17 protein-coding genes and 1 other annotated feature are annotated in these 22,475 nt (G+C 29.0%); of the genes, 7 read left to right on the top strand and 10 right to left on the bottom strand.

The genetic code is table 11. The features are described from left to right. The first annotated feature begins 165 nt into the window (after nucleotides 1–165). Nucleotides 166–837: a tyrosine-type recombinase/integrase gene (locus KQI18_RS14185; protein ID WP_236887697.1), complete on the top strand. Its 672-nt coding sequence runs from the start codon at nucleotides 166–168 to the stop codon at nucleotides 835–837. Nucleotides 838–883: 46 nt separating this feature from the next. Continuing rightward, nucleotides 884–1,204, top strand: a complete 321-nt coding sequence (locus KQI18_RS14180; protein ID WP_236887696.1) for a tyrosine-type recombinase/integrase — start codon at nucleotides 884–886, stop codon at nucleotides 1,202–1,204. 97 nt (nucleotides 1,205–1,301) lie between these two features. Here the strand turns inward: KQI18_RS14180 and asnS are convergent, their stop codons facing one another. Continuing rightward, nucleotides 1,302–2,699 (bottom strand): asparagine--tRNA ligase, encoded by a 1,398-nt coding sequence (gene asnS / locus KQI18_RS08305; protein ID WP_216467314.1) that lies wholly within the window; start codon nucleotides 2,697–2,699, stop codon nucleotides 1,302–1,304. Between the two features lie 62 nt (nucleotides 2,700–2,761). Next, nucleotides 2,762–2,991, bottom strand: a binding site (T-box leader). A gap of 425 nt (nucleotides 2,992–3,416) precedes the next feature. On the opposite strand from asnS, the gene KQI18_RS08300 reads away from it, so the two are divergent. Then, nucleotides 3,417–3,938 (top strand): helix-turn-helix domain-containing protein, encoded by a 522-nt coding sequence (locus KQI18_RS08300; protein WP_216467313.1) that lies wholly within the window; start codon nucleotides 3,417–3,419, stop codon nucleotides 3,936–3,938. 387 nt (nucleotides 3,939–4,325) lie between these two features. On the opposite strand, the gene KQI18_RS08295 is transcribed toward KQI18_RS08300, so the two are convergent. The 4 genes from KQI18_RS08295 to KQI18_RS08280 form a co-directional block, all read right to left on the bottom strand. Next, entirely contained in the window at nucleotides 4,326–4,520 is a 195-nt protein-coding gene (locus tag KQI18_RS08295; RefSeq protein WP_216467312.1) for a CDIF630_02480 family spore surface protein, read from the bottom strand. A 358-nt stretch (nucleotides 4,521–4,878) separates the two neighbouring features. After that, nucleotides 4,879–6,495 (bottom strand): S8 family serine peptidase, encoded by a 1,617-nt coding sequence (locus tag KQI18_RS08290; protein WP_216467311.1) that lies wholly within the window; start codon nucleotides 6,493–6,495, stop codon nucleotides 4,879–4,881. Nucleotides 6,496–6,639: 144 nt separating this feature from the next. Continuing rightward, complete coding sequence (eam, locus tag KQI18_RS08285; RefSeq protein WP_216467310.1) at nucleotides 6,640–7,905, bottom strand: glutamate 2,3-aminomutase; 1,266 nt, start codon at nucleotides 7,903–7,905, stop codon at nucleotides 6,640–6,642. Nucleotides 7,906–8,606: 701 nt separating this feature from the next. Next, nucleotides 8,607–10,145, bottom strand: coding sequence for a hypothetical protein (locus KQI18_RS08280; protein WP_216467309.1), 1,539 nt, complete (start codon nucleotides 10,143–10,145; stop codon nucleotides 8,607–8,609). Between the two features lie 268 nt (nucleotides 10,146–10,413). On the opposite strand from KQI18_RS08280, the gene KQI18_RS08275 reads away from it, so the two are divergent. Next, nucleotides 10,414–11,463: a PTS transporter subunit IIC gene (locus tag KQI18_RS08275; RefSeq protein WP_236887695.1), complete on the top strand. Its 1,050-nt coding sequence runs from the start codon at nucleotides 10,414–10,416 to the stop codon at nucleotides 11,461–11,463. Nucleotides 11,464–11,495: 32 nt separating this feature from the next. Further along, nucleotides 11,496–12,884, top strand: coding sequence for a peptide MFS transporter (locus tag KQI18_RS08270; RefSeq protein WP_216467308.1), 1,389 nt, complete (start codon nucleotides 11,496–11,498; stop codon nucleotides 12,882–12,884). A 78-nt stretch (nucleotides 12,885–12,962) separates the two neighbouring features. Here the strand turns inward: KQI18_RS08270 and KQI18_RS08265 are convergent, their stop codons facing one another. From KQI18_RS08265 to KQI18_RS08245, 5 genes are all read right to left on the bottom strand, one after another. Next, the gene (locus KQI18_RS08265; RefSeq protein WP_216467338.1) at nucleotides 12,963–14,756 is read right to left on the bottom strand and encodes an aminopeptidase P family protein; all 1,794 of its coding nucleotides are present in this window, start codon (nucleotides 14,754–14,756) and stop codon (nucleotides 12,963–12,965) included. A 518-nt stretch (nucleotides 14,757–15,274) separates the two neighbouring features. After that, a complete protein-coding gene (locus tag KQI18_RS08260) occupies nucleotides 15,275–17,068 on the bottom strand; it encodes an aminopeptidase P family protein (RefSeq protein ID WP_216467307.1) in 1,794 nt (597 codons plus the stop codon). Between the two features lie 384 nt (nucleotides 17,069–17,452). Continuing rightward, nucleotides 17,453–18,493, bottom strand: a complete 1,041-nt coding sequence (locus KQI18_RS08255; protein ID WP_216467306.1) for a peptidylprolyl isomerase — start codon at nucleotides 18,491–18,493, stop codon at nucleotides 17,453–17,455. A 115-nt stretch (nucleotides 18,494–18,608) separates the two neighbouring features. Beyond that, entirely contained in the window at nucleotides 18,609–19,538 is a 930-nt protein-coding gene (locus tag KQI18_RS14455; RefSeq protein ID WP_216467305.1) for an NUMOD1 domain-containing DNA-binding protein, read from the bottom strand. A gap of 68 nt (nucleotides 19,539–19,606) precedes the next feature. Further along, nucleotides 19,607–20,347 carry a tyrosine-protein phosphatase gene (locus tag KQI18_RS08245; protein ID WP_216467304.1) on the bottom strand — a complete coding sequence of 247 codons (741 nt, stop codon included), beginning with the start codon at nucleotides 20,345–20,347 and terminating at the stop codon, nucleotides 19,607–19,609. 312 nt (nucleotides 20,348–20,659) lie between these two features. Here KQI18_RS08245 and KQI18_RS08240 point away from each other — a divergent pair, with 312 nt between their 5' ends. Both KQI18_RS08240 and ytvI read left to right on the top strand, forming a co-directional pair. Further along, the gene (locus KQI18_RS08240; protein ID WP_216467303.1) at nucleotides 20,660–20,821 is read left to right on the top strand and encodes a hypothetical protein; all 162 of its coding nucleotides are present in this window, start codon (nucleotides 20,660–20,662) and stop codon (nucleotides 20,819–20,821) included. 530 nt (nucleotides 20,822–21,351) lie between these two features. Then, on the top strand, nucleotides 21,352–22,407 hold the full coding sequence (gene ytvI, locus KQI18_RS08235) for a sporulation integral membrane protein YtvI (protein ID WP_236887694.1): 1,056 nt from the start codon (nucleotides 21,352–21,354) through the stop codon (nucleotides 22,405–22,407). The last annotated feature ends 68 nt before the right edge of the window (nucleotides 22,408–22,475 follow it).

Raw genomic sequence — 22,475 nt, 5'->3', positions numbered from 1 at the left:
TTTGCAGTGCTCTTTTTGTACATAAATATTGACACGTATATTAATACACATTAATATATAGTTACATTATCGTATGAAGTGGTATTATACATGTGGGTTTAGTAGAAGAGTTAAAAAGAGAATTAGATATCAACGAAAAAATAATTTAAGAAGGTGATAAATAAAATGCAAGGATATATACGAAAACGTGGTAACAAATGGTATTACAGTTTCGAAGTAGGATCTGTTGATGGCAAAAGAAAACGAATTGAACGAGTTGGGGGAACTACTAAAAAAGAAGCCGAAAAATCTCTACGCCAAGCTTTAAATGAATATGAAAATAAGGGGAAATATATTGATGAAACTGATATGAGTTTTGCAAGTTATTTAGATTATTGGTATAAGAATTATGTTGAGATAAACTGTAAAACTAATACAAAAAAGTCTTATAATGGTACTATAGATAGACATCTTAAACCATTACTAGGTAAATACAAGTTAAAGAATATAACACCTGCCATGGTTCAAAGTTTCATTAATGATATGTTTAAAAAAGGCTACAGTAAGAACTATCTTTCTTCTATGTGTATTGTTATACGTTCTTCTCCAGAGTACGCAGTCTATCCACTTGAAATAATAAAAGAAAATCCTTATAGATATATTAAATTGCCTAAATATGAAAATATAAAAAAAGAGATTAAAACGATTACAAATGAACGATTTGATTTATTAATTGAGATATTTCCACAAGGTACTCTTTATTATATACCTTTATTATTAATAGGTTTTTATACTGGAATGAGGGGTGGAGAAGTTTGTGCTCTTACGTGGGATGATATAGACCTTTACAATAGGTGATACTTTAGTAAATTTATTGAAGAAACATAAAAAGTATCAAAAGGAGATGAAACTAAAATATGGTAAACATTATAAAGATAACGGATTTATTATTCCTAATTTAGTATGTACTAGTGAAAATAGTACACATGCAAAACTACGTAATTTTGATTACCTTACAAGAGCAACTAAAAAAGATCTCGGCTTTGATTTTACATTTCATATGCTTAGACATACGCATGCAACTAAATTAATACAAAATGGAGTTAACCCTAAAGAAGTCCAAGTAAGATTAGGACATGCAAATATAAGTGTAACACTAGATACTTATGCTCACTCTTCAGATGACTCCGCTAGAAAGGTAGCTGATATTTTTGAAACTTTATAAAATGTAATTTGCCTACGAGTTAATATCTCCGTAGGCAAACCGTAGGCAAATTACTATATTTATTGTTTTTTATATTTTAACAAAATTACTACAACCCTTAGAATTCAGCGTTTTTAGGTGTTCTTGGGAATGGTATTACGTCTCTGATATTGCTCATACCAGTCATATACATAATTATTCTCTCAAACCCAAGACCAAATCCAGAGTGAGTGGCAGTACCGTATTTTCTAAGTTCTAGATACCACCAATAATCTTCCTTATTTAGGCCCATTTCATTTATTTTTGCTAGTAGCACATCTTCTCTTTCTTCTCTTTGAGACCCCCCAACTATTTCACCAACTCCTGGAACTAATAAGTCCATCGCTCTTACTGTTTTTCCATCTTCATTCATTCTCATATAGAATGCTTTTATATCTTTAGGATAGTCAGTTACAAATACTGGTGCATTATATATTTGTTCAGTAATATATCTCTCGTGCTCAGTTTGTAAGTCGCAGCCCCACTCAACTGGATACTCAAATTTATGGCCTGATTCTATAAGCAACTCAACTGCTTTCGTATAAGTTATTCTAGTGAATTCAGAGTTAACAATATTATTAAGTCTCTCAAGCAATCCTTTATCAATAAATTGGTTGAAGAATTCCATTTCCTCTGGTGCATTTTCAAGTACATAACTTATAATGTATTTTATCATGTCTTCTGCAAGGTCCATATTATCTTCTAAGTCTGCAAATACTATCTCTGGTTCTATCATCCAGAATTCTGATGCATGTCTACCTGTATAAGAATTTTCCGCTCTAAAAGTTGGCCCAAAAGTATATACATTTCTGAAAGCTAAAGCCATTATTTCTGCATTTAATTGTCCACTTACAGTTAGATGAGCTTCTTTTCCGAAGAAATCTTCTGTATAGTCTACTTTACCATCATCAATCTTAGGTACATTATCCATATCTAATGTTGTAATTCTAAACATTTCTCCAGCACCTTCAGCATCACTTCCCGTTATGATTGGTGAATGTGCGTATACAAAGTTTCTCTCTTGGAAAAATTTATGTATAGCATAGGCAGCAAGTGATCTTACTCTAAATACAGCGGAAAAAGTATTACTTCTAGGTCTTAAATGTGCTATCGTTCTTAAATATTCAAAAGTATGTTTTTTCTTTTGTAATGGGTAAGAATTATCTGATTCGCCTTCTACTACTACTTTGTCTGCTTGTATCTCCATAGGTTGCTTTGCACCTTCTGTAGAAACTAATTTTCCTTCAACCAATATTGCTGAACTGATAGCAAGTTTTGATACATCCTTAAAATTCTCAAGCTTTTCATCATAAACTATTTGCATATTTTTAAAGAAACTTCCATCATTTAGTTCTATAAACCCGAAATTTTTAGATCCTCTTGAAGTTCTTATCCAACCAGCTACAGTTACATCTCTCCCTATATACTGTTCTTTGTTTCTAAATAAATCTTTTATAGTTATAAAATCTTTTTGCATTTTACATCCTCCTAATAATATTAATAATATTTTAATAATAAAAAAAGCCCTTCATCCCTGAATAAAGGGACGAAAAGCTATAATTTCGCGGTACCACCCTAATTGCCATAATGGCCTCTTAGTGAGCTTTGCTCAAAAGTCTATAACGGAACCTACCGTCTAAGCCTACTAACTTTCGTTTTCGATTAGAAACTCCGAGATGTTCTTCAATATAAATGTCATATTGAGCTTGCACCATCCTCAACTCGCTAAAAATCTATCTTATATCTACTCTTCTCTTCATAGTATTTATTTTATCATTATTTGCAATAATTAATAAAATTATATCAATTAAAGAATTTTAAGTCAATGATAAAATATCTGCATGATCTATTAACTTAGTAAATGCTTAAAGTCTACTTCCATGATCAAAGTATTTTGATATAGCCAATTTATAGCTATTCACCCCATAAACATTGCTATTGGTAACTTTTACTTCTCATTAATTATTATCTTAATTTTATACATTTCTTTGTGATTGTGTGCTAACTTTAAGCATAATTAGTATATACATTATATTTTTATTTATACAATATTAATAATATAGGAAGCTTAACTACTTATATATCCTGTTATTTATTATAACGATAAATATAGATTAACTAGTTTATTTACTCTATTATATATTTATTAAAAGTAAAAAGATAATAATAAATAGACTAATATAAGGAGGCATAAATGAGCATAGGAGATAATATTCAAAAAATTAGAAAAGGAAAAAGGTTAACACAAAGACAATTATCTGAAAGATCATCTATAACTATAAATAAAATTAGCAAATATGAAAGAAACGAAATAATTCCAAGCAAAGAAGATATTAAAAAAATAGCAAGTTCACTAGAAATTTCTACAGAAGATATTATACAAACAGATAAAATTCCTAAATATTATTTATTTGCAAATTATATGTTAGAAAAAGCTATGGATCATTCCCAGATAAATAATACGTCTATAAAGGATTCTGTTTATAGCATATTAATAGAAGAGTTGATACAAAATCAAAAAGCTGAAGATAGATTTATTAACTTTGCTTCAGAAAATAGAACAGATTATATAAAGGGCAATCAGTATAATTCTGAACCCCAGTACATCAGAGATAGAAAAATAGAATTAATAAGCAAAATAAATAATAATCTTAATAATTTTGATCTTGTATCTTTGAAAATGATACTAGATATATCAAATAAATTTAATTTTTAATTGATTAGTATTGTATTTAAGCAATAAATTTTTATCTATAATTTAATATAGTCAAAAAAAACACCCGCTTGGGATACGGATGTTTTTTAGGTCTGAAAATTGGAAATTCATCTTGCCATATGAAATTATCTATTCTCATAAGTATTATATCAAAAAAAACAAGAACTTTGTTAATTATTTATTAATTATAAAATAATTCTATATGTAGTACTAATAGTATTCATTAACCTTATAAGTTTGGAACATCTCCACTATTAACATTGGTGCTTCCTGTTGTAATGACTTTTTATAACTTTGGTTATGTGATAGTTGTGTGTTTAAGTTAAAAAACACTTAATTATAATTTCTATAACTAAGTGTTTACAATATATATATTGATTTAATAATTTATAACCTGCTTCCATTATCAACCCAATCTTTAGCATCTTCTACAGATTTAAGTGATGGTACAGAAACATTGGTTTCTTCTCTTAATTTATCAACATCTTGCCATGCTGCAGTGGACTCTGTACCAACTTCTTCATTTCTTTTCATTATCTTTTTGTTTAAACCTTTTAAGGTTCTTTGATTTTTATTTGACATGTTTTCACCTCTAATACTTAATATTTAGTATTAGTTTTGGCAAAACTACTATAAATTATCCGATTTTTTTTGGATTGTAGTTCTAAATTCAACTAAACCATATCCTTGTGAATAATTTGGATATTCATAAATATCTATTTTATGTAGCACCTAACATTAAATATGTTACATCGTACAGATCACTGTTTTGTCTCATAAGTCCAGTATTTATTTGCACCCCTTTTTATCCCTATTTATTTCCTTACTACTTGCTTTTTCATCTTTAAAATTCATAATAGCCATCTTAACCTCTAAACTTTCTTTAGAATTTCACCATTTTATAAGATCGTGTACTCTTTATTTATTTGTTTTTTCTATATTAATAATATTCCTCTGATTCAGATTGAAATACAGTGTTAGTGATATATAGGCCTGACAGATCCAATTTACCAAAACCACTTGAATTATTAGGATATCTCGTATTTGTGTCTCTTCTCGCCTGCTCGATTAAAATTGATTTAAGCCTTTGTGAATACATAAAAAGATCGTTTCCATCTGATATTCCCCATTGCATAAGAAGAGAACAGACACCAGTGACATGAGGTGCCGCCATACTAGTTCCACTAAGAGCTCCTAAAGTCCCTCCTGGTAAATATGATGTTATACCTTCACCTGGAGCTAACATATCAGGTTTAATTATCCCTGCTTCTACATCTCCCTCACCAGAAAAAACAGATACTTGATCTGTCCTAGAATTATAACTTCCGACGGTTATTACTCTTGATGCAGTTCCTGGAACTGTGGTTGTTAGTATTTTTGATGGGGTTAAAAATCTAGTATTTACACTTAACCCTTCAGAAGTAGGTAGATATATATCAACGTTTCCAACAACTATATTCACTGGCTCAAATACCAATTTCCATATTCCTGGATCTATCTGAAAATCCGACCTCAATTGAATAGATACTCTACGTGTTGTAGAGTAAGGAGCTATTGGATAAAAGTATCCTTCTATAGTTGTATTTAGGACTCTAACGTTTATCTCCCTTGCTTCAATTGATATAAAATTAGTCCTTGTATTAGCTGGTGTAACCAATCCTACTCTAAATGTATCTACAAAATGCGGCCATATATTAATATTTAAGATCCTTTCATTTTCTCCAACTACAAACTCAACTTCCTGAACTACATTATTTGTTAGGTTTATTCTAGCGTGGCCTCCTTTGTCTCCATTATTTCCAGCTGCAACAACTATATTATTTTTCCAAAATAAACACATATCGTCTATATATTGTTCAAAAAGAGATAGTCCTCTATGAGACCCCTCATTAGTACCGTAACTTATATTTAGTGCTACAGGCATTCTCAGTTCTAAAGCTCTATCCAAAATAAACTTTATTGCTCGCATAAATTCTGTACTTCTAGAAAATACATCCGTTTGTCTAGATCCAACTCTAACAAATATAATGCTCGCATCAGTAGCTATTCCAGCTGATATCCCAGAAACATGCGTACCGTGCAGGCTTGTTGTAGATATAGGTATTGTAGGTGTCCCGTTTATAGATTCATTAATCTGAGCATTATTATACACAGTACCTTCATAAAATCCGGGAGGTGGATTTCCTGGTAATGATTGATCCCAGAAATACAATATCTTAGATTCTCCTGTTTCAGTTCTAAAAATAGGAAGAGTATAATCTATTCCAGAATCAATAATTCCTAATATAGTTCCTCTTCCTGTCAATCCTGTTCTATTTTTAAAAGATGTTATTCCCGTACTTGAAAAACTTTGAACATCCTGTAGACCCAGGGTAAAAGGTCTTTCTATATATTCTATTTCAGGGTATAGAAGCAATTGATTGACTTGTTCAATGTCTGTAAATGTTATTATTGCATATAACTGACTGAGTATCTCAACTCTTACACCTAATTCTTGTTCAAGACGCATTATATCTCCATTGTATTTTACAATCAGCTCATTATCTATACTCCTCACCTCTATTCTTATAATCGTATATTCATATATATGTAATATTATTTTTTTTTATTATATTTTGCATGCAATTAACAAAACAAAAAATATATAAAAAAGTAGATGCTACAATTTAGCATCTACTTATCTTATACATTATTTTTAAAACTATTTTATACTTTTATCTATTACCTTTTTAATATCAACTGCAGGATGATCCTCCATCTTTACTACATTACCTTCCCAGGTTCTCATCATTAAATAATCTGTTCCTTTTGAAATTAAATATTGAGGTAGTATTGGAGTTTTACCTCCTCCTTTAGGAGCATTAATAATATAAGTAGGAATAGCTAATCCTGAAGTATATCCTCTTAGATATTCCATAATCTCTATACCTGAATCAACTGAAGTATTAAAATGTCTAGTTCCTTTTACATGCTTACTTTGGAATATATAATAAGGCTTTACTCTAATTTTTAGAAGTTCATGATTTAGACATTTCATAATAAATTTATCATTGTTTATTCCATTTAATAAGACTGCTTGATTACCAAGTGGAACACCTGCATTTGCTAATTTCTCACAAGCTTTCTTAGATTCCTCTGTTATCTCCATCGGATGGTTGAAATGAGTATTAATATATATTGGATGATACTTTTTAAGCATATTGCATAGATCATCTGTAACTCTTTGCGGCATTGTAACTAATGTTCTACTTCCTAAACGTATATAATCTACATGAGATATACTTTTAAGTTCACTAAGTATCCACTCTAGCATATCATCTTTAAGTGTTAACGAATCTCCACCTGTTACAAGCACATCTCTAATTTCTTCATTTTCTCTAATATAATCTATTGATTCTTGTATCATTGCTTTAGAGTTGTGAGAATCAGTTTGGCCAATATTTCTTCTTCTCTGACAATGTCTACAATACATTGCACACTCATTAGTTACATTTATTATTAGTCTATCCGGATATCTTCTAGTTATACATCCCGCAGGATTTGTATATTTCTCATTCATTGGATCTAGATCGTTCTCATCATCATTCAATTCAACTTTCATTGGAATCGATAATAATTTAATTGGATCATATGGATCTTTGGGATCTATTAGACTTAAATAGTATGGAGAAATAGCCCATCTAAATTTAGAAGCCACCTCATTTATATTTTGTTTCTCTTTTTCACTCAAATCTAGGATCTTTGACAAAGTATCTACATCAGTTATTCTATTAGAAAGTTGCCATTTATAGTTATTCCAATCTTCTTCAGTTCCATTTAATATATTTAATATTTTCTTTTTTCTACCTTGAATTACATCTTCAAGTTCAAGACCTCTTGAAATTGATTTTCTGGCAAGCATGTAGTCATCAATTTTATGCTTTAATACATCTGCTCTTTCCAAGGAAACTCTAGTTTCTTCATTCATAACTAATTATTATCAAGAATAATAATCCTTGATAAATCCTCCTTTCTAAATTATTTTCATGAAATAATAGTTTAGCGAATAATGCGACTATTCCGACTGTACTTTATAACTATTTATAATTTTACTATTATTTTTAAAAAATTGCAATTTATCATTCAAAAAAAAATTAATGCAATTTTAATGTCTGTCAGTTATTTTATCATAAATTTTTATCGACCACAACTGATTTTTCTTGGTAAATAACTATATTTTTTACCATAATGTTTAAAATTTAAAGTTTTCATTGTTAAAAAAACTCTATTAATGTCTCAGTATTGGCTTAAATACAGTCTTTATATTTAATCTTCTATATTTTCTATTAAATAGTGTAAAATATAGTAAGAAATGTATTATATGTTTAAATCATATGATAACACTACATTTTGCCACCTAAATATTTATATTTGGTTAGCAAAATGGTGGCAATCAGTCAATAAAAAATAGACCCTATTATTGGGTCTATTTTCCATTTTTTAATTGCTAACAACTTTTTTTAGTTTTATATTAGTCTTTTGTAATCGCTCCTATGTCTAACTATTTCTTTAAGGGTTTTTTAGTTTTCGATTTAATATTGTTAAATACCTGCTTAAGTAACTAATTTAAAAAATAACTTTATTAATTAATAGAGTTCTTTTCTTTTTATTTATTATTTTTTTAAATATTTATTTAAGATTTATAACGTTACTAGGTTTTGATTTATTTCCATTATGGGTTGCTATAACATACGCGTCTAAATTAATCAATCCATCTTCACCTGCTTCTGGTTTTTCAAACGAATACTCATTATCATAAATTCCATTTTTATAAAGTGTAAAATCACTTTCACCAATAGCATTATTTCTAACATAAATACTATACGTAGAACCCTTAAAGTTAACTCTATCCCATTTTATATTTACCCTATCAGTTCCATCTGTATTTATAGAAACATTTTCAACTTTTGTATTTTCTATTTGACTGATTGTTTCTTCGCTGTTACTGATATTTATCAATTTACTTGGCTTAGTTTGTAAACCTTCACTATTTCCAATTATATAGACATCAATGTCAGCCTTTTTGTTTTTGCTTAGCTGAACTTCCATAGTATAATAAACTCTACCATCTGACCCAATCTCATTACCCGTAACTTTTATAGATCCAAATCTTAAAAACTTTCTTGTCGTCAGGTTATTTTTATAGTATATATCATAATGATCGACATTTTGCATATAATCCCATGAAAGAGTTATTAAAATTTTATTTCCTTTTATTATTTGATCAAATATTAGGTTTTTTATACTCTTATTTGAAATAATTTCATTTACAACATTTACTGTGATTACTCTAGATTCATTACCGCAAGTAATCTTAACCTTTTCTTTTCCTTGTCTAAGTCCAACTATATTACCATTTTTACCTAAGCTTATTTTTCTCTCTACAGGCAACTTAGTTTCAGCTAAACTGTAAATTACCTTTGGAGGTTTCAAACCTTTAGGACTGGTTTCAATATCTGGATTTATATTATATTCTTGATCTACTTCTATGGTTATATTTTTACTTATATTTATATTATCCACATACGCTTGGACTTCAAAATCCTTTTCAATCTCTTTATCTCCACATTTCGCAGTTATAGTGGCTTTACCAACTCCAACAGCAATTACTTTTTTACCTTTAATTTTTAACACATCCGTATCGCTACTAGTAAATTTTGGTTTGTATGCAACTTTAAATTTATCGTAATCAACATCAACAACACTCTCTATTTTTGCTGTATCTCCTACATAGTTCAAATTACCTTCTATCTGCATATCTAAAGAATCTACTTTAGGATCTACTACTCTTATCATTGCTTTTTTTAGAACCCTTGAATTTTTCATTATACCAATAGAAGAATAACCAACTTTTAGACCAGTCATTTTATTTCCTTCTATTTTAATAGTTTCATTATTATCTAATACATTAAACCAAAGATTAGGATCTTTAGCATAAGATGGCACCTTTATATATTTTCCTTTAGATAATTCTACAGTGTCATTTAGTTTAATAATATATTTATCTATATCTTTAATATAATCTCCATCAGAAATTTCTATTTCTACTCCTTTAACCATCGGTCTTATTATCCCAATTTTAAACAGGTAAAACTGCGCTACAAGTAAAACAGGAATAGATAATAAAATAGCTATTTTTAAAGTTTTTTTGTCTTTTAAATATCTCATCCTCTCACTCCCTTTAATAAATAACAGTTATTTCACAAGCTGTTTACCCTAATAAAAATTTTGAATACTTAAAATATTGATTAGATAAATCAAAATCTTATTTTTAATTATAAACTATAAACTAGAAATTTAAAACTAAAATAACATTTGATAAAAACCTATCAAACGACTCGGAACGCTTATTTTAAATAGTATTTGCTATAATTGGGCAAAATATATATAATAAACACATGCTATAAATATTATTTTATAAGGAGGTTTGTAAAGTTTGAATCCAGACAATACGAATAAAGGGGTTAAAAGTTTTTTAGAAAAGAAAAACATAGATATTTCGTTAAAAAATTATCTCGTAGATGCGACAGGATTTATGGCTCTAGGATTATTTGCTTCGCTATTAATAGGTACCATTTTTAACACAATAGGTACAAAACTAGATATCAAACTATTTACTGATGTTATCAGCCCAATTGCTACACAAGTAACTGGACCTGCAATAGCAGTATCTATTGCATATGGTTTACAAGCTCCACCTTTAGTCCTTTTTTCAAGCGTTTTAGTTGGTTCATACGGCTACGAACTTGGAGGACCTGTAGGAGCGTATATTGCCACAATATTTGCAACAGAATTTGGTAAAGTCGTATCAAAAGAAACAAAAGTTGATATTCTTATTACTCCAGCAGTTACAATACTAATTGGAGTTTTTGTAGCGGGTTTAGTAGGTCCAGTGATATCTGCTTTTATGACCTCTTTTGGAAATTTAATTATGAAATCAACTACAATGCAACCAATATTAATGGGTGCTCTTGTATCAGCTTTAGTAGGTATTGCATTAACACTTCCAATAAGTAGTGCAGCGATATGTATTATGCTTAGCCTTGGAGGGCTTGCTGGAGGAGCTGCTACTGTTGGTTGTTGTTGTCAAATGATTGGTTTTGCAGTAATGAGTTATAAAGAAAATGGTGTTGGAGGATTGATTGCTCAAGGTATAGGAACTTCTATGCTACAAGTTCCTAATATAATTAAAAATTGGAAAATTTGGATACCTCCTACTGTGTCCTCTTTAATACTAGGACCAATTTCTACAACAGTTTTTAAAATGGAAAATATCCCTATTGGTTCTGGCATGGGCACATGTGGTTTTGTCGGTCAGTTTGGTACAATTACTGCTATGGAAAGTGTAGGAAGATCAGGTTCATCAATGTGGTTTGGAATTATATTACTTCATTTTGTTTTACCCGCAGTTATAACTCTTATCATAGCTGAATTTATGAGAAAGAAAAATTGGATTAAAGATGGCGACCTTAAATTAGACTTATAATCAATAATTAAACAAATCAGAAGGAGTAAACAATGGAAGCTATACTAAAAGAAGAAAAAATTATTAAACAACCGACAGCTCTATATTTTTGCTGTTCAATATTTACTATAGTCGGTCTGGCTTATTATGGTGTTAAACTAGTGCTTTTACTATTTTTAGCCGAAAATACTATAAATGGTGGCTTGGGATTAAGTGCGGCTCAAGCCTCTTCTATGGTGGCATCATTTCTGTCGTGGGCATACTTCTCTCCCATCATTGGAGGCTGGGTAAGCGATAGATTTATTGGCCCTAAAAACTGCATTAAAATCGGATTAATATTAGTTTCGATAGGTTATTTTATTGGTTTTTTTGCTTTAAGCGAAAGTTCTATACATATAATGATATTTTTGACAGGGCTTGGTATTGGATTTTATAAATCAAACTTGCATACTTTAGTTGGGAGTCTATATAACAATGAGGATCCAAGAAAAGATAGTGCATTTTTAATTACATATACTTCTACAAATATAGGAACTTTAATCGGTCCTTTTGTTGCAGGCCTTATTGCTAATGCATGGTTTTCACATAAACTAGGATCTGACGTTGTAGTATATGGGTACAGATACGTCTTTTTAACTGCATCAATTATTACAATCATCGGCTTGTTAGTTTTTACAATTGGAGATAAGATATTTTTTAAAGATTCAAGTATAGATAGAAAAAGTAGAAAAGAACAAATAAAAATTACTTTGGAGGAAAAAAAGAAATTATCTTTAGTTCCATTAACATTCAAAGAGAAACAAAGAATATTAATGATATTGGTGTTAGCATTTTTTACTGTGTTTTTTTGGATTGCTTACAATCAAGCAACAATGTCAATTGCCCTTTATACAAAAGAGCATATAAATTTATTTATAGGAAATTTTGAAGTACCAACCTCATGGATTGACTCATATAACGGACTTTTATGTGTTTTACTTGGACCAACAATTTCTTATATTTGGATAAAAATAGCAACTGTTAGAAAAAAAGATGTAAGTGTTGTAAATAAAATGGGATTAGGTTTTTTAATACTTGCAATTGCATTTTTATTTATAATAGGTGCTATTTTTCAAAATACTTCAAATATTGATCCAACATTCAAGGCAAGTATACTTTGGATTATAGGATTTTTAACATTTCAAAGCATTGGAGAAATTTGTTTTTCACCTATTGGTTACGGTATGGTAAACAAGCTTTCCCCTCAGAAATATGTCTCTTCATTGACTGCAATTTGGTTTCTTGGAAAATTTGCTGCAAACAAAATTTCTGGTTATACACAAGCTATAATAGATAGTGTCGGTATGTTAAGTGTATACATTACAATACCAACAGTTTTAATTATATGCGGCTCGATATTATTTTTATTGAATAAATGGCTATTGGGATTGACTGAAGAATAGTAATTAAAAACCGTCTCAAATATAATATTGAGACGGTTTTTATTTGAAGTAAATTAAAATTCTCAGAATTTAAATTTTCTATATAGATCTAGTATATTTTTTTAGCCACTCTCTCTCTTCATTAGTTAAATGTGGAGATATTTTTTCAAATACTTGTCCATGGTACCAGTTTAAATACTCTCTTTCTTCATGTGTCATTAATTCTGGCACTATACCATCTAAATCAATTGGTGCAAATGTTACCACTTCAAAATCCATGAATTGTCCGTACATATTCTTTTCGGCTTTTCTTGTTACTATTTCATTTTCTATTCTAATACCATGAGAACCTTCTATATATATACCAGGTTCATTTGTTGTAACCATACCTTCTTCAAGAACTGCAGTTTCGAATCTATCTGGTGATACTTTCCATCTAAATCCATTTGGAGCCTCATGAACATTTAAAACAAATCCTATCCCATGCCCTGTACCACATTGATAGTCTATACCCATTTGCCACATAATACCTCTACTTAATACATCAAGGTTATATCCTATACAACCATGTAAAAATTTTGCTCTAGATAGACTTATCATACCTCTAGCTACTGATGTGAAGTGTAACTTATATTCATCACTAATAGGCCCAAGTACCATTGTTCTAGTTATATCTGTCGTTCCATCATAATATTGTCCACCTGAATCTATTAAAAACATCCCTTCAGATTCTAATTTATAATCAGTTTCTGGAGTTGCACTGTAGTGCATCATAGCGGCATGTTCTTTGTAACCAGCAATTGTACTAAAACTTGGCTCAAAGAAACCTTCTTGTTCTCTTCTTAAATCTTCTAGTTTTTGACTAGCACTTATTTCAGTGATTTCTATCTTACCTGCATTATTTTTTAACCAGTACATAAATTTAGTAAATGCAACACCATCTTTTATGTGTGAATTTCTTATATTTTTTAATTCTACTTCGTTTTTCACAGCTTTAAAAAATAAAGTTGGGTTATGTTGATCTACTTTCTTTACATCTTCTGGTATATTGTTGTAAACTGCATAGTTTATTTTTGTACCATCAATAAGTACAACTTCACTAGATTCTATTCCCTTTACAAATTCATATATATCATTATACGGTTTTATAACAACGTTTTCCTTAGCAAATTCAGAGTTTATTTCATCATTTAGTTTGTTTTCATCGACAAATAAATACACCTTATCTAAAGTCACTACTGCATATGATAAAACAACTGGATTAAATTCAACATCTCCACCTCTTATATTAAATAACCAAGCTATATCATCAAGGCTTGTTATTACATGACATGTAGTGCTAAGTTGTTCCATTTTTTCTCTAAGTCTAACTAATTTAGAGCTAAAGCTTTCTCCTGTGTATTTTACATCTAGCAGAAAAGCTTTACTGTCAGATAGAGCTGGTCTATCTTCCCATATCATATCTATCAAATCGTATTCGTATTCAATTTTTATATCTTTTTCAGCTAGTTTTTCGGATAGGTTAGCACCCTCTTTCGATGATACAACTCTACCATCAAAACCAAGTGTCCCGCCTTTTGGTATATTATCGTATAAATATTCTGCAGTAGTCGGAACCCCTTCTTGTGCCATCTTAAATAATTTTACTGTACTACCTTCTAACTGTGCTTCGGCTTGTATAAAATATCTTCCATCCGTCCAAAGTCCTGCTTCTTCTTTAGTAACTATTACTGTACCAGCAGATCCAGTAAACCCTGAAATAAACTCTCTAGATTTGAAATAATCACCTACGTATTCACTTTGATGACTATCAGAAGATGGAATAATATAGGCATCTATATTTTTCTCTTTCATAAGTTCTCTTAACTTACTTACTCTATCTTTTACTTTCATCATAAATACCCCCAGATATTAATATTTTCTGTGCATAATTTGTCAATATGACATACTTTAAATATAGCACTATTCGCTATACTTCTCAATATTTTTTCATATTAATTATATTTTTTTAAATATATGAATAACCGTATTTTCTGTAAATTGAATAACATATTGCATTTCAATATTAAATTTTAAAATATGTATATTGATTTCGCAAGATATTGAATGCTTTCATAAAATTTATAAAATATTTTTTAAGTATATTTTCTTTGATATTTAATTTTTATATTTTTAATACAAAAATATATTTATGTATTTATAAAAAATTCAAATAAAAAGTTTGTAAACGTTTGTAGACTTAATTTTTCTCAAGAGATAATGTTAATACAATAAATTACATTGCTCCACCCATATATACAATGCTAATACCAGTTGTTGATTTCAGGATACGTCTACAAAGTAAAAAGCGTGTTAAACCGCACTTATGTGCAGATTAACACGCTAAATAATTTATCTAAATATAAAATTCATTATATTGCTCTTGTATATTCTTTTAACCATTCTCTCTCTTCTGAATTTAAATGAGTAGAAACCTTTTCGAATACTTGTCCATGATACCAGTTTAAGTAGTCTTTTTCTTCTTTAGTCATTATTGTTGGGTCAACAGCATCTAAATCTATTGGCGCAAATGTAACAACTTCAAACTCCATAAACTGACCGTACATATTCTTTTCGGCTTTTTTTGTTACTATTTCATTTTCTATTCTTATACCGTGAGAACCTTCAATGTATATCCCTGGCTCATTAGTAGTTACCATTCCCTCTTCAAGAACAGCACTATCAAATCTTTCAGGAACAACTCTCCATCTAAATCCATTTGGAGCTTCGTGAACATTTAGAACAAATCCAATACCATGACCAGTTCCACATTGATAGTCTATTCCCATTTGCCACATAATTCCTCTAGAAAGTATATCTAAGTTATATCCTCTACATCCATGTAAGAATTTCGCTCTTGATAGGCCTATCATTCCTCTAAGTACTGATGTAAAGTGAAGTCTTAATTCATCATTTATCGGTCCAAGCGCCATAGTTCTAGTTATATCAGTAGTACCATCATAATATTGTCCACCTGAATCAATTAAGAATAAATGCTCTGGTTGTAATTTATAATCAGTTTCAGGAGTTGCACTATAATGCATCATAGCAGCGTGCTCTTTGTAACCAGCTATTGTATCAAAACTTGGTTCGAAGAATCCTTCTTGCTCTCTTCTGAAATCTTCTAGTTTTTGGCTAGCGCTCATTTCAGTTATTTCCATTTTACCAACATTATTCTTTAACCAATACATAAACTTAGTAAATGCTACCCCATCTTTTATATGTGATCTTCTGATATTTTCAATTTCTACTTCATTCTTTTGAGCTTTAAAGAACATAACTGGGTTAAATTGATCTACCTTTTCAACCCCAGCTGGAATATTGTTAAGTATTGCGTAGTTTATTTTAGTTCCATCTACTAATACTCTTTCGTTATTTCCTACATGTTTAACGAAATCATAAACATCATTGTATGGTTTTATTTGTACATTCTCTTTTGCTAACTCAGCTTTTATTTCATCATTTAATTTGTTTTCATCAACAAATAAATGCACTTCATTTAGTGTTATGACAGCATACGATAGTACAACTGGATTATATTTTACGTCTCCACCTCTTATATTAAATAACCAAGCTATATCATCAAGTGTAGTGATTACATGATATGTTGTGTTTTCTTCTTTCATTTTATCTCTAAGTCTAGATAGTTTAGAGCTAAAGCTTTCACCTGTAAATTTTACATCTAATAAAAATGCTTTACTGTCAGATAGAGCCGGTCTATCTTCCCAAACACCATCGATTAAATCATATTGGTACTCTACTTTTACACCCTTATTAGATAACATACCAGCATAAGAACTACCTTCTTTAGCTGAAACTACTCTACCATCAAATCCTAATGTTCCACCATCTTTTATATTTTCAAATAGGAATTCTTCAATTGATGGAACACCTTCTTGACCCATTCTGTATAAATCAATTGTGCTTCCTTCTAATTGATTCTCAGCTTGTATAAAGTATCTACCATCTGTCCAAAGACCTGCTTTTTCTTTAGTAACGATTACTGTACCAGCTGAACCATTAAATCCTGATATAAACTCTCTTGATTTAAAATAATCACCTACGTATTCACTTTGATGACTATCAGAAGATGGAATAATATAAGCATCTATATTTTTCTCTTCCATAAGCTCTCTTAATTTAAGTACTCTGTCTTTTACATTCATTATAAAAAACCTCCTCAAAATATTTCTGACCAAATATAAATATATTTGAAATTATATATTCAACAAGTAGGTAATTATACCTTCTTACTTCGAATATTTATGTACTATTTAGATTTTATTTGTCTATTTTTACCAAATGAAATCGTTTACAATATAATCTCTTAAGTAAATGATATCATCAATTTATTTATTACTCAACAATTTATTACTTTTTTTTACATTCTTTTTTCTGTTAAAAATAATATGTTAGTAAAGCATATCACCTTTCTATATAAAGAATTATCTGAATTGTTTTTTATAATCCAAATTACTAGTTATTTATTTTAACATATAAAAAGCCTATAAATTATAGGCTTGTGTCAACAGCAAACTTTTATTAAAGTTTTAATATATTTTTTTATAATTGTACTCATCCACAATATTTAAATTATACTTAACTTTTAGTTGCTTAATTAATTTGCTTTGTTTCTCATAAGATATAATGTTTATTATTTCATTTTTTACATTACTAAAATCTTTGTATTTTTGTGATGTTCTTTTAATTATATGATAGCCGTAATCACTCTTTACTATCTTATCATAAATTTGATTGTCGCCTAATGAAAAAGCTGCATTTTCAAAGGATTCTACCATTTCTCCTCTACCAAAGTACCCAAGATCTCCACCGTACTTGGAACTCGGATCATCAGAATATTTTTTAGCTAAATCCGCAAAATTATCTCCTTTTAATGCTTTTTTTAGAATTTCTTCTGCTTTAACTTTAGCTTCATCTTTTTGCTTTCTATTTAAATCATTTCCTCTTGAATCTATATCTTTTATTAAAATATGCGACGCCCTTATCTCCAAAAAATCACCTTTATTATTTATATAGTACTCTTGCGCTTCTTTATCTGTTACGCTACAGGTAGATGCTATAAATTTTTTGGCTATAAGTTCTTTATCTTGTTCATTTTTAAAGTCAACTTTATTAACATTCAACTTTTTCAATATTCCTTCTTCGTCCAGAGAATACTTTTCTTTAAGTCCATCTATAATTGTTAAATACTGCTTATCTATTTCGTCACCTGAAACTTTTATTCCTCTCGATATTCCCTCTTGATACAATATTTCAGTCTTTGTCATATGGTCTATTAAATTGTACTCATATCTCTTAACTTCATCGTTACCCATAGGTGATTTGTCCGTAAAACACAATATTTGATCCATTTTTAATTTTAAATCTTCTTCAGTGATGCTAAATCCACTCATAGTAGCAATTATCTTATCTTTGCTATAAGTTTTCTGTGAATATAGAAGCTTTTTAAATGAGAATCTGCCTGACATATATATACCTAAAAATAGTAATCCTATTAAAGTTATAATCGATATTTGCTTAATTCTTAATAGATCATGGGATTTTTTAAATTCAATCTTTGAAGCATTCACTTGATCTATCAGGCTCCTTCCGAATTATTACACAAATCTTATTGTATATTATTTTACATCATAATAATTTGTGTTGTGTGAATAAAAGCCGAAACTAATATGAATTTTTAGTGAATCATATTTTTCTGAAACTATATCTTATGTAATTTCTATCCACTTTTGTATCTCCACATCGTAGCATATCTTGTACTTTAGATTTTTCTATATTTAGGTAATTTGCACACTCTTCTATAGATTTAAATACTTCTAAGACCTCACCATTTTTCTTGACAAGTTCAATTTTCTTTTTACCAGTTCTCCTTATAATATCTTTATACTTTAAAAAATAATCATCATATTCAAAGTCAAGACATTCAAATGAATATGTCATACTTACCGGCTCTATTTTAGAGCTTATAAGTATTGAACTTCTTTTTTCTTCGGAAAGTTTTGCTGAAAAAATTTTATCATTTAATTGCTTATAAATTTCGAATGGATTTTTTCCATTTTCAAAATATTTATCACTTCTATATGAAAATTCAGATAATCCAAGTTGCTCTCCAATATAATTAATAGCATCTCCGAAATATTCAGTATATCCATATATGATATTTTCTTTTATGTAAAGTAAAGGAATCTTTAGCTTTCTACTACACTCAGAGTGAGTTTTAAACTCCATCTTTTCATTAGTATAAATATTTGTAGCTACTATAGATTTAGCTCGTCTTAACTTCACTTCTTTTATAAATTCTGCATCAGCTTCTTCTAGTCTTCTATTATTGTCATCTTTTTTTTCTAAATCACTTTTATTAGAATCAATATTTTCTTCTAATCTTAAATCTACTTCACATAAATCTAAATTAGTTTTTTTTCTGATTTCTTTTGTTTCTACTAACCCAGTTCCATTGCACTCAGTCTCATATAATTTCCTTTTTTCTTGTCTATCTTCTTTATTTTTTATTTCTTCTAAATTGCTTTCTAATTTTTCATTACCTAAAACCTTCTCGTCATTATCAATCCCTTCAAATTGTTTATTTTTTATAATGTTAAACCATTTTTTTAACACTCAATATCCTCCTAAAATTTTTTATAACATAGTTATACTTAAATCTTAAGCTGTTACTTTTAAATACTTTATTCTAAATACATATTTCTCAAAGTATTTATTTCATTCAAGTCTAGACCAAACTCCCCATACAAATAGTCTTCAGTTGTTTTATACACTTCGTCTATCCTGTTGAAAGTAGCGCTGATGTAATCTAAATTAACTCCAAAAATATGGTTTAATTTTTCCCTATCTACATTTTTAAACTCAGGCTTCTGTTCTATTAGCTTATTAATTTCTTCTTCTGCAAAATCATTGCTCTTTAAGTAATCCTCAATAATATGTTCTCTAGATACCCCAAGGATCATTAAAATAATAGCACTCCCTACCCCTGTTCTGTCTTTTCCTGCCGTACAGTGATTGATTAAAGGTAGCATACTTTGGTCTCTAACTAGCTCCACAAGCTTTTTGTAAGAAGGGTTGTTAATAGGAAGTTTGTGATAGCTCTCTTTTAGCATATTGAATGCTCCAGACTTTTCAAACATACTTTCTATCATATCTTCTATTGATCCAAACTTTGCACCACTGAACTTTTTTAAGCTCATAGCTGGAATTCTAATATTTTTTATGCCTTTGATTTCTGTCGATGGATGATTTTTAGCTTCATTATCACTTCTATAATCAAATATACATTTTATATTTATTCTTTTTAATGATTCTATATCTTCTTCTGAAAGATTTCCTAAATTTGCTGACCTATAGAAATATCCCTTTTTTACTACTCTTCCATCCTGAGATTTTATTCCTCCCAAATCTCTAAAATTTTTCATATTTTCACCCCATTAAATTAACCTAAACAATATTGTCAGAATTTTTACTAGTTTACATATAATATCTTAATTTTACCAATCTTGTTTTCAAAACACAATAGTATAAGATTTTTTGTCAAATCATATTGAAATTTAGTTTTGCTTTCTTTATTAAATAATAGTTCTAAATAAGTCACAATATCAAAATAATTGGCTACAATCCAATGAATTTAATACAGTACATATATGTTATAATAATAGTGAGATTACATACTATCGGGTGTAAATCCATATAAAAAATTATCCCTTCCTTATGATTGGAGGTGATAATATATGGGAGATTTTTTGAGTATATTATTTTTTATCGGCAGTACACTTGCTGCTATAACTTTAATATTAAATAGACTATCTAAACTTATCAATACATATATAAAGTTAAAAAAAGACATCAAAAAATTAAAACACCCGAACGGCAATTCGGATGCTTCAGATTAAAATATTAAATATTTTATATTCTATGGAGATACACCCTAAGCCCATAGCATGTAATCTCTTTTTCCTTAATTAAAGTATACCCTATATAATAAGTCTTAGTCAATAAAACAAACTGTTATAAAACACTCATAATGTATATATATGTTGATGATGTAAAATATATAATATGTTTGTATAACTTTATAAAAATATTCTATTAAATCCATATTTTCATAATAAAATTCTTGTCTTTTATATATAATTACAATTCAATCGCTAATCTTAAATCATATTGATATCCTATTTTTTTTAAATATAAATTTAATTCCTTCAGACAATTTAATCAGAATTTAACTGGTACTTAAATGAGAATAATGCTAAAATTAACTAAATCAACAATATGTAGAATTTTAAAATAGTATATATTCACTATATAAAAACTAGCCCTTCTATTCCAAATATAATATATATGTTATCAACGTTATAGATTAGTTAATTTTAGTCAATAATTACATAATACAATCAAACAACAATGACTATGGAGGTTTTTTATGATCAGTCTAGAAAAACAAAGAGCTTTTATTATAAAATTTACATACTTTATATTGATAGCAGCTCTTATATTTGCAAGCTTTAAATTTATCCTGCCACTTTTTATGCCATTTATAATCGGATTTTTTATTGCTTTTATATTGAGACCAGCAATAAATTTCCTAACAAAAAAAATAAAAATCAATCCTGCTTTAACATCAACGGTTGTTCTTCTTTTATTTTACGCTGTTATGATAGCTGCACTTACAGGTTTTGGTGCTAAAATATTTGAGAAAATTAGTGAAATGGTATTTACTCTTCCTGATTTATACAAGTATTCTATAGAACCATACTTAGATACTTTCTTTTCAAAAATAGAGTTATTAGCTCCGAATATCGACCTAATTGGTTGGGACAATCTATCGCAATCTATAATGTCTTTAGTTGCTTCATTTTCATCTAATGCGTTAAACTTTATAACTAGCGCTGCAACGAGAGCACCGGGGCTTATGTTAAAACTAATAATTACAATAATAGCTTCTTTCTTTTTTACTTTTGACTATAAAAAAATCATCAATTTTGTATTGAATCAGTTTTCAGAGAAAAATCGTGAATTTATTCTAAATGTAAAAAATAGTAGTATTACAGCTGTACTAAAATTGTTAAAAGCATATGCAATTTTGTTGTCGGTAACTTTTATAGAGCTTTGGATAGGTCTCACTATTCTTCGTGTAGATGCAGCTTTTCCTATCGCAGTTTTAATAGCTTTAGTAGATATACTCCCTATACTAGGAACAGGAAGTATAATTATTCCATGGGCAATAATCTCGCTTATTAACGGAAACAGTAGTATGGCTATCGGTTTATTTATAATCTATATATTAATAACGATTGTGAGACAAGTATTAGAGCCTAAAGTTGTAGGAAATCAGATAGGCCTTTATCCATTAATTACTCTAATGTGTATGTTTATTGGCGCGCAACTCTTCGGAATCTTAGGTCTTTTTGGATTTCCTATAGCAGCCACTATAATCAAGAATTTACACGACACAGGAGCGATAAAGTTTATTAAATAAAAATAATCAATTCTTTACTCAAAACGATAATTTAAATAATTATTATGAGTAAACAAATCGATTATTTT

It is taken from the genome of Metaclostridioides mangenotii, assembly GCF_018917235.1.
Taxonomy (GTDB): Bacteria; Bacillota; Clostridia; order Peptostreptococcales; family Peptostreptococcaceae; genus Metaclostridioides.
This window is presented reverse-complemented; position numbering and strand designations above follow the sequence as displayed.

Excerpts from the sequence above, each read along its gene's own strand:
- KQI18_RS14185 (WP_236887697.1), top strand. The coding sequence starts at position 166 with ATGCAAGGATATATACGAAAACGTGGTAACAAATGGTATTACAGTTTC.
- KQI18_RS14180 (WP_236887696.1), top strand. The coding sequence starts at position 884 with ATGAAACTAAAATATGGTAAACATTATAAAGATAACGGATTTATTATT.
- asnS (WP_216467314.1), bottom strand. The coding sequence starts at position 2,699 with ATGCAAAAAGATTTTATAACTATAAAAGATTTATTTAGAAACAAAGAA.
- KQI18_RS08300 (WP_216467313.1), top strand. The coding sequence starts at position 3,417 with ATGAGCATAGGAGATAATATTCAAAAAATTAGAAAAGGAAAAAGGTTA.
- KQI18_RS08295 (WP_216467312.1), bottom strand. The coding sequence starts at position 4,520 with ATGTCAAATAAAAATCAAAGAACCTTAAAAGGTTTAAACAAAAAGATA.
- eam (WP_216467310.1), bottom strand. The coding sequence starts at position 7,905 with ATGAATGAAGAAACTAGAGTTTCCTTGGAAAGAGCAGATGTATTAAAG.
- KQI18_RS08280 (WP_216467309.1), bottom strand. The coding sequence starts at position 10,145 with ATGAGATATTTAAAAGACAAAAAAACTTTAAAAATAGCTATTTTATTA.
- KQI18_RS08270 (WP_216467308.1), top strand. The coding sequence starts at position 11,496 with ATGGAAGCTATACTAAAAGAAGAAAAAATTATTAAACAACCGACAGCT.
- KQI18_RS08265 (WP_216467338.1), bottom strand. The coding sequence starts at position 14,756 with ATGAAAGTAAAAGATAGAGTAAGTAAGTTAAGAGAACTTATGAAAGAG.
- KQI18_RS08260 (WP_216467307.1), bottom strand. The coding sequence starts at position 17,068 with ATGAATGTAAAAGACAGAGTACTTAAATTAAGAGAGCTTATGGAAGAG.
- KQI18_RS08245 (WP_216467304.1), bottom strand. The coding sequence starts at position 20,347 with ATGAAAAATTTTAGAGATTTGGGAGGAATAAAATCTCAGGATGGAAGA.
- KQI18_RS08240 (WP_216467303.1), top strand. The coding sequence starts at position 20,660 with ATGGGAGATTTTTTGAGTATATTATTTTTTATCGGCAGTACACTTGCT.
- ytvI (WP_236887694.1), top strand. The coding sequence starts at position 21,352 with ATGATCAGTCTAGAAAAACAAAGAGCTTTTATTATAAAATTTACATAC.